This is a genomic window from Streptomyces sp. 15-116A, from assembly GCF_025290915.1.
Lineage (GTDB): Bacteria > Actinomycetota > Actinomycetes > Streptomycetales > Streptomycetaceae > Streptomyces.
This window is the reverse complement of sequence record NZ_JAOCQE010000516.1, coordinates 1-1,718: the sequence shown is the minus strand read 5'-3', so window position 1 is coordinate 1,718 and position 1,718 is coordinate 1. Positions and strand designations below refer to the sequence as shown.

Sequence of the window (1,718 nt, the reverse complement as noted above, 5' to 3'; positions counted from 1 at the left end):
TGGAGGGGCGGGATTGAGGGGTGGGGACGGGCTTTACGGCGTACCCGAGGATTGGCCATACGCGACGTACGGGCGTACCCGACGCACCGGCGCACCCCCGCGCCGACACGCTCGACGCACGCGGCGCATCGCATACCGCACGCACCGGCGTACGGACGCCGGCGGCCCGCCCCGCGCGGACTACCGTAGGCCTGCCGCGATCGCCGTACCGGACGCGATCGCCGTACCGGAGAACCGATGCCCGCCATGACCACGCAGGACGCCCCCCGGGAGGAGCCCGGTGACCTCCGAGAGGAGCCCGGTGACCTCCGGCAGGAGCCCGGTGACCTCCGGCAGGAGCCCGGTGACCTCTGGCAGGAGCCCGGCGCCGCCGGACGGCTCGGTGCGGGCCCGCGGAACGGTCCGCCGCCCGAGGCGGTCACGCCGCTGCTGCGCGGGATCGCCGTACTGCGCCGCCTGACGGACGCACCCGACGGCACGCTGAGCCTGAGCGCGCTGGAACGGGCCACGGGTCTCGCCCGCTCCACGGTCGACCGGATCACATCCACCCTCGCCCGCATGGGCTACGTCCGCGTGGACGGCCGGGACGTGACACTCGCCCCCCGCCTGATGGAGCTGGGCAACGCCTACCTGGCCGCCCTGCGCCTGCCGGCGCTGCTGTCCGGCCACGCGGACGCGCTGGCCGACGAGTTGGACGAGTCGGTGTCGCTGGCGGTCGCCGACCGTGACGGCATCCGCTTCATCCACCAGGCGACCCGCCGCCGCGCGATGTCGCTGAGCTTCCGCATCGGCGACCTGCTCCCGGCCGAACGCACGGCCCCGGGCCCGCTGTTCGCGGCGGAATGGACGCGGCAGGACTGGACGGCGTGGCGCGAGCGGAGGTCAACGGACCCGGCGGACCGCACCTTCCCGGCGGTCCCGCCCCGCGAACACGCCACCCCCGACGAGGACTTCGAGCGCCGTACGGAGGACGCGGCGCGGAACGGCTGGTCCCTGGACGACCAGTTGATCGAACCGGGCCTGGTGGCGGTCTCGGTCCCCGTACGGGATCCCGCGACAGGCCGGACGGCGTGCGTGGCGAGCGTGGTGAGTCACACGAGCCGCCACACGGCGGACGACCTGCGCGCCTCGCTCCTCCCCCGCCTGCGCGCGGCGGTGTCCGCCATGGAGCACACCCTGCGCACGGCCCCGGGCCCTTCCCCCGTGGCGCCCCCCTCGAACCTGGCGACCTGGACGACGGCGTCCAAACAGGAACTGGGCCGGGACTTCGTGGAATCCCTGGCCCGCGGGCTGACCGTACTGACGGCGTTCGACGAGGGAAGGCCGGAGCTGACTCAGTCGGAGGTGGCGAGGGCGACGGGCCTGGCGAGAGCCACGGCCCGCCGAGCCTTGATCACCTACGAACACGAGGGCCTGGTGGAGGCCACGGCGGACCGCTACCGACTGACCCCCCGAGTCCTGGGCCTGGGCTTCCCGCCTCTGTCCCGCACCACGCTCCCGCGCATCGCCCAGCCCCACCTCACCGCGCTGGCGCACCGCACCCAGGAGTCGGCGTCGCTGGCGATCCTGGTGGAACCGGGCGAGGAGATCCAGTACACGGCGAGGGCGTCCACGCCCCGGGTGATGAGCGTGAACATCACGGTGGGCACGCGCCTTCCGGCCCACGCGACATCCCTGGGCCGAGTCCTCCTCTCCGCGACCCCACCACCCCACCGCCC

The 1,718-nt window shown here is 74.3% G+C and carries 1 protein-coding gene; it reads left to right on the top strand.

Going from position 1 to position 1,718, the window contains the following annotated elements; genetic code table 11:
- Positions 1 to 246: 246 nt before the first annotated feature.
- The coding region (locus tag N4P33_RS35025; protein ID WP_260830944.1) for a helix-turn-helix domain-containing protein at positions 247 to 1,718 on the top strand (1,472 nt) is incomplete at its 3' end.